General features: G+C 70.2%; 8 protein-coding genes. 5 read left to right on the forward strand and 3 right to left on the reverse strand.

Translation table 11 applies throughout. The annotated features are described in order from the left end of the window. Positions 1 to 30: 30 nt before the first annotated feature. The 5 genes from D7V88_RS15025 (at position 31) to D7V88_RS15045 (ending at position 3,009) form a co-directional block, all read left to right on the forward strand. Positions 31 to 969, forward strand: coding sequence for a ParB/RepB/Spo0J family partition protein (locus D7V88_RS15025; protein ID WP_208726295.1), 939 nt, complete (start codon positions 31 to 33; stop codon positions 967 to 969). 3 nt (positions 970 to 972) lie between these two features. Beyond that, the gene (bacM, locus tag D7V88_RS15030; RefSeq protein ID WP_120533124.1) at positions 973 to 1,413 is read left to right on the forward strand and encodes a bactofilin BacM; all 441 of its coding nucleotides are present in this window, start codon (positions 973 to 975) and stop codon (positions 1,411 to 1,413) included. After that, positions 1,414 to 1,956 (forward strand): hypothetical protein, encoded by a 543-nt coding sequence (locus D7V88_RS15035; RefSeq protein WP_244238161.1) that lies wholly within the window; start codon positions 1,414 to 1,416, stop codon positions 1,954 to 1,956. A gap of 108 nt (positions 1,957 to 2,064) precedes the next feature. After that, positions 2,065 to 2,511, forward strand: a complete 447-nt coding sequence (locus tag D7V88_RS15040) for a CoA-binding protein (protein ID WP_120541330.1) — start codon at positions 2,065 to 2,067, stop codon at positions 2,509 to 2,511. A gap of 309 nt (positions 2,512 to 2,820) precedes the next feature. After that, entirely contained in the window at positions 2,821 to 3,009 is a 189-nt protein-coding gene (locus D7V88_RS15045; protein ID WP_120533125.1) for a hypothetical protein, read from the forward strand. 110 nt (positions 3,010 to 3,119) lie between these two features. Here D7V88_RS15045 and egtD read toward each other — a convergent pair whose 3' ends face one another. The 3 genes from egtD to D7V88_RS15060 all read right to left on the reverse strand — a co-directional run. Then, positions 3,120 to 4,142, reverse strand: a complete 1,023-nt coding sequence (gene egtD / locus D7V88_RS15050; protein WP_120541331.1) for an L-histidine N(alpha)-methyltransferase — start codon at positions 4,140 to 4,142, stop codon at positions 3,120 to 3,122. Positions 4,143 to 4,149: 7 nt separating this feature from the next. Continuing rightward, complete coding sequence (gene egtB / locus D7V88_RS15055) at positions 4,150 to 5,484, reverse strand: ergothioneine biosynthesis protein EgtB (protein WP_120541332.1); 1,335 nt, start codon at positions 5,482 to 5,484, stop codon at positions 4,150 to 4,152. 247 nt (positions 5,485 to 5,731) lie between these two features. Further along, positions 5,732 to 6,344, reverse strand: a 613-nt coding sequence (locus D7V88_RS15060; RefSeq protein ID WP_147448746.1) for a trimeric intracellular cation channel family protein, incomplete at its 5' end; no start/stop codon positions are given.

Consider the following 6,344-nt stretch of genomic DNA (forward strand, 5'->3'; position numbering starts at 1 on the left):
GACGCCTGCCCCGGTTCGCCGGGTACACCGATGGCCCGATGCGCCGGCACCACGCCAGCGCGGGAGTTCCTGAACACCGTGCAGAAGACCGCAGACACCCAGAAGCGAGCCCTGGGCCGGGGCCTCTCCGCACTCATCCCCCAGGCCGCCCCCGCCGCTCCGGCGCCGGTGCCCCCTTCGAAGGCCGGGGTGCTGAAGCTGGCCATCGAGGCCATCCACCGCGACAACCTCCAGCCCCGCCGCCACTTCGACGAGGCGAAGCTCCACGAGCTCACCGAGTCCATCAAGGCGCAGGGCATCCTCCAGCCCATCCTCGTGCGCAAGGACGGGGACGGCTACAAGATCATCGCCGGTGAGCGGCGCTGGCGTGCATCCCAGGCCGCCGGCCTCAAGGAGATCCCCGCCATCGTGCGCGAGGTCACGGAGGCGCAGGCCTTCGAACTCGCGCTGGTGGAGAACCTCCAGCGCTCGGACCTGAACCCCATCGAAGAGGCGGATGGCTACAAGCGCCTGGTGGACGAGTTCAAGTTCACGCAGGAGCAGGTGGCCCAGAAGGTGGGCAAGGAGCGCTCCACCGTCGCGAACGCGCTGCGCCTCCTGGCGCTGCCCGCGGACGTGAAGGAGATGGTCGCGAACGGGTCGCTCAGCATGGGCCACGCTCGCGCGCTGCTCGGTGTGCCCCGCCTGCCGGAGCTTCAGAACCTGGCGCGGCAGGTGACGGAGAAGAAGCTGTCCGTGCGCGACACGGAGCGGCTCGTGCAGCAGGGCCGGTCCGCGAAGTCGAAGGACACCGGGAAGCCGGCGCCCAAGGTGAGTCCGCAGGTGAAGGCCCTGACCGAAGAGCTGCAACGTCGATTGGGGACAAAGGTGCGCTTGTCGGAGAAAAGCCCAGGAAAAGGCACCCTTGAAGTGGACTTCTTCTCCTACGATGACCTGGACAGGCTGTTGAAGCTTCTGAGGAAGGAGTAGGGCGTGGCGCTCCTTGGCGGAAAGAAAGACGAAGCACCCAGCAAGCCCCTGTTCAAACGGGAGGAGGATCACGTGTCGACGCGTCCGGGTGAGGTTCACACGCTTCTGGGTAAGGGAAGCGAGTTCGAGGGGAAGCTCACCTTCGAGGGTCAGGTTCGAATCGACGGGAAGTTCAACGGGCAGATCATCACCAAGGACGTGCTCGTCATTGGTGACGGCGCCCGTGTGCAGGCGGAGATCACGGCCGGCACCGTCATCATCAACGGCACGGTGGAAGGCAACGTGCGCGCCGCGCAGCTCATCGAGCTCAAGCAGCCGGGTCGCATGAAGGGCAACCTTGAGACGCCTTCGTTCACCATGGACCGCGGCGCCATCCTGGAGGGCGCGGTGAAGATGGAGAACATCGGCAAGGGTGGCCCGCCGCCCATGGGCGAGAAGAAGTAGGTGTCCGTCTTCCCGTCCAGCGCGCGGAGGGTCGTAGGCTTCGTGACCCTCGCGCTCTTCGCGGGATGCCGGGGCTGCCAGGAGGACACGCCGTCCTCCGGGAGCCTCACGGAGGACGCGGGTCTTCGCTCCGGCGTGAAGGTGCCGCTGCCGCCGGGATGGTCCGCGCAGGTGGCCACCGACGGCAGCTTCCAGGCGGGCCCTCCCGGCCGCCCGGCGCTGCGCGTGGACCTGAAGCCGGGGCAGGGCGAACAGATGCCCTCCTCGGAGAAGCTGGCGGACACCGTCCGCGAGCAGATGAAGCACTTCACGCTGTCGCTGGACCAGGAAGAGGACGCGGAGTCCTTCTCCCTGCTGCGCGTCACCCTGGCCCCCACCCTGGTGGACGGAGGGGTGGGCCCGGAAGCGCCCGCGTTCTTCGGCGCCCGGCGCGTGGGCGAGGACCTGTTCCTGTGCGCGAGCCTTCCCGGCGCCTCCACCGAGGAAGTCCGGCTGGCCACCGAGGCCTGTCGCACCATCCAGGTCCAGGCCGCGCCCCGCTGAGGCCGGACGTCCTGCGCAGGACGGTTGGCGGCCTCCAGGTCCCACCCCGGGTTGTGCGCGGACTGCTTCGCCTCGTTCGATGCGCTCCTTCCCTCTAAGGAGCAGCCCATGGACGACTGGCGCAAGAACCTCATCGAAGACCCGACGGGCATCGGAGCGTTGCTGGGCCGCAGCAAGCGCGTCGCGGTCCTGGGCATCCGGCCGGACACCCACCCGGACAAGCCCGCGCACGCCATCCCGAAGTTCCTCAAGGACCACGGCTTCACGGTGCTGCCCGTCCCCACGCACCACGAGCAGGGGACCATCCTGGGCGAGCCCGTGTCCGCGTCGGTGAAGGACGTGCCCGGCGAGGTGGACGTGGTGGACGTGTTCCTGCGTCCGGAGGACATCAACGCGCACGTGGACGACCTGCTGGCGAAGAAGCCTCGCGCGGTGTGGTTCCAGAAGGGGATCCGCAACGACGCCGCGGCGGAGCGACTGGCGAAGGCCGGCATCCAGGTGGTGCAGGACCACTGCATGATGGTGGAGTGGAAGACGCACCATCCGCACGGGTAGGGCGGGCCGGGCGCCCGGAGGCGGACACTGCGTTGGAGAATGCGGGCGAAGGCGAGCGGGCAGGAACGTTTTGCGCCGCCCGCGTGTCCCCATTACGTGAAGCGGGTGATGTTTCTCGAAGCTGGGACTGGGTGGGGATGGACTTTGGGGCCGACCCGAGGTGCAATTCCGTCCACGCCGCACCCTCACGTGTCCCCGGGACTTCCCGAAAGCCTTCCGACTTCCTAACCTTGGCTTCCCGATCTGCGTCGAGCGCCCGTCGTGGCCCGAATCAGGTCCTCACGCTGTGCCCCTCGAAGGAGTCCGCGCATGACGCTCACCGAGATGCTTCCCCTCCCCCTGGCCGTCGTGGAGATTGGCGCCCTGGGTGAGCAGCTTGCAGCAGCGGGAGGCTTGGTCATCACCGCGGCGGCGGCACTCTGGGCCGCGTGGACCCGTCCGGCGCAGCCGGCCCCGGTGCCCGTGCCGGTGCGTCGCAACCCGCCGCGCCGCCGTTAGTCGCACCGTCGTACGTACCCCGGGCGCCTTCGCCCGGTGCCTGACTTCGGGCCCGTGCCCGGCGCCTTCATCAGCGCGCCGGGCGGCCCTGCCGAGCGACGGTTTCCCGCTCAGCGCTTCATCGCCAGCGACAGCGCGAAGTCGCCGTCCGCGTCCGTCCACCACGCGGCCAGGTCCAGACCCGCGTCGCGCAGCTCCTCCTGCACCTGCTCGCGACAGAACTTACAGCTCACCTCCGTGCGCAGACATTCGCCCGCGGCGAAGTCCACGCGCTTCTCCAGGTCGCCAATCCACACGGACTGGGCCTTGCGGGAGATGAGCCGCATTTCGATCCACGCGTTGTGCTCATCGAACGGGGCCAGGTGTTCGAAGGCCTCCGGGTCGAAGTCCGCGTTCAGCTCGCGGTTGAGCACGCGCAGCACGTTGCGGTTGAAGTCCGCCGTCACGCCCGCGCTGTCGTTGTAGGCGGCGAAGAGGCGCTCGCGGTCCTTGATGAGGTCCGTGCCCAGCAAGAGCCCGTCCCCCGGACGCAGCCCGGAGGACAGCTCGCGCAGGAACAGCGCGCGCTGCGCCGGCTTCAGGTTGCCGATGGTGCCGCCCAGGAAGGCGATGAGGCGACGGCCGCCGCCCGGCAGGCGCCCCAGGTGCTGCTCGAAGTCCCCCACCACCGCATGCACGGCGATGCCCGGGTACTCGCGCGCCAGCCCCTCCGCGGCCTTGCGCAGGAACGCCTCGCTCACGTCGAAGGGCACGAAGCGCTTGAGCTGCCCGGCCGCGTCCATCGCATCCAGGATGAGCCGCGTCTTTTCGCTGGTGCCGCTGCCCAGCTCCACCAGCGTGTCCGCGCCGCTCAGCCGGGCGATGTCGTCCGCGTGCGCGTGCAGGATTTCGCGCTCGCGGCGCGTCGGGTAGTACTCCGGCAGGCGGGTGATGTCGTCGAAGAGCTGGCTGCCGCGCTCGTCGTAGAGCCACTTGGGGCTCAGCTCCTTGGGCGCATGACACAGGCCCTGGAGCGCTTCGGCCCGGAGCGCGCGCTGCGCGTCCCCTGGCTTCACGTACACGTCCACGCGGACGCCGGGTGCCTCGTGGGTGCCCGGAACCTGCGCCTCGCCCTGATCCGTCCTCATCCTCATGCGTTCCTCACCTCACGTCCCGTGCACAGCGAAAGCCGGCGAAGATCTGCCGGCGGATGGGGAAGTCCCAGTTGCGGAAGCTGTTGCGCACCGCCACCGGCGCGCTCGCCCAGGCGCCTCCCCGAAGCACCTTCGACTCGGTCCCGAAGAACACCTCCGAGTATTCGCGGTAGGGAAAGGCCCGGAACCCCGCGTACGGCTGGAAGTCGCTCGAGGTCCATTCCCACACGTCGCCCAACAGCCCGAAGACGCCGTCCGCGCTACGGCCCAGCGGATGGCTGCCCACGGGTGACGGGCCCCACCGCGTCCCGCCCAGGTTGGCGTGCGCGTCCGTGGGCGCGTCGTTGCCCCAGGGGTAGACGCGCTCCACGCCGTCGCTGCCCTGGGCGGCCTTCTCCCACTCGGCCTCGGTGGGCAGGCGCTTGCCGGCCCAGCGCGCGTAGGCGTCCGCTTCGTACCAGGACACGTGCTGGACGGGTTCGTCCCTGGGCAGCGGCTCCACGGTGCTGAAGTGGCGCCGCAGCCACACGTGCTGGCCCCGAGGCATCCAGAAGAGCGGGTGGCGGATGCCTTCCGCCTGGATCCACGCGAAGCCCTTGGGGTCCCACCACCGCGGATCCTCGTAGCCGCCGGACTCCACGAACACGAGGTAGTCCCCCGTGGTGACGGGGTGCGCGTCCAGGAGGAAGGGCGCCACGTCCACGGCGTGCCGGGGCTTCTCGTTGTCGTAGGCCCAGGCGTCCGAGCCGCCCAGGCGCACCGGGCCGCCGGGGATGAGGACCTCGTGCTGGGGCACCGCGCCGGGCTGGTGACGCGGCGGCTCCACCGGGTGGTACTCGCCATGCGTCATCAGTTGCAGCGTGGCGGCCAGCGTCTCCGCGTGCTGCTGCTCATGCTGCGCCACCATGCCGAAGACGTAGCCCCCGGCGAGCAGCGGATCCGCGCTCTCCACGGGCAGCACTTCCAGATGGGCACGCACCGCCTCGCGCACGCGGGTGGCGTAGGCCCAGGCGGCCTCCGGCTCCAGCAACGGCAGCGTGGAGCGGGTGCTCCGGGGGTGGCGGAAGGCGTCGTAGATGGCGTCGAACGCGGGGTCCGTGAAGGCCTGGGCCCCCAGGGCGCGCAAGAGCCACTGCTCCTCGTAGTTGGCCACGTGGGCCACGTCCCAGACGAGCGGCGACATGAGCGGCGAGTGCTGCCGCATCAGCTCCACCTCCGGCACGGGCGCCAGCATCGCCTGCAGGCGCGCCCGCCCGGCTTCCAGCTCCTTCAGGGCACGCGCCTTCCAGGCCGTTGCTCCCCCCGTGGCGCTGCCCTCCTGCTTCGTGGCCCTCATCGACATGGTCGGCCCAAGGTAGGAAGGGGCTCCGGGCCTCGCTAACCCCCCAGGCCCCTCGCGTGCGGGGCTCTCGTGAGGGACCACACGTTTGCGAGCCTGCTTCCCCTCCGTCATGACCCGGAGTCCTAACCCGCCAGGGACCCCCTGTCGGGGTCATGTGGGCAAAACTGGTGCTTTTTGCTCAAAATAAATGCCTCAGGTGGGAGATGACCCGGTGGGTGGGGGCCCGGGGGGGCTACCCCCGAGGCGGCTACCGTGGACGGCGTTGGCGCCAGGCCTGGAGGCGGTCCAGCAGGTGCAGCAAGTCGAAGCGGGCGGGGAGCCACCACTTGCGCCACATGGCCAGCAGGCGCAGCACGGTGGCGAAGGCGATGGAGATCATCTCCGCCAGGGGCTCGGGGAGCTCCAGGCCCACCGCGAGCGCCACGTACGTGAGCGCGCACAACAGGGCCACGGACGCGTACAGCTCACCGGGGGCGACGAGGGCGGAGGGCTCCCCCAGGAGCACGTCGCGGATGACGCCGCCGCCCACGGACGTCACCAGCCCCAGGAACACCGCGGACGGCAGGGGCAGGTGGAACGCGAGCGCCTTCTCCAGCCCCAGCACCACCCAGACGCCCAGGAGCAGCGCGTCCACCACGTCCAGCGCCCGGTGCAGCCGGGCCATCCACGGCGCGAAGACGACCGCGATGAGGGCGCACGTGGCCACCGCCAGGAAGAAGCGCGAGGAGCGCAGCGCCGCCGGGGGCTCCTGCCCGAGCAGCACGTCGCGCAGCATGCCGCCGCCCACGCTGGTGCTGATGGCCAGGGCCAGCACCCCCATGGCGTCCACCCGCCGCCGCAGCGCGTGCAGCGCCCCCGAC

The organism is Corallococcus terminator (assembly GCF_003611635.1).
GTDB lineage: Bacteria > Myxococcota > Myxococcia > Myxococcales > Myxococcaceae > Corallococcus > Corallococcus terminator.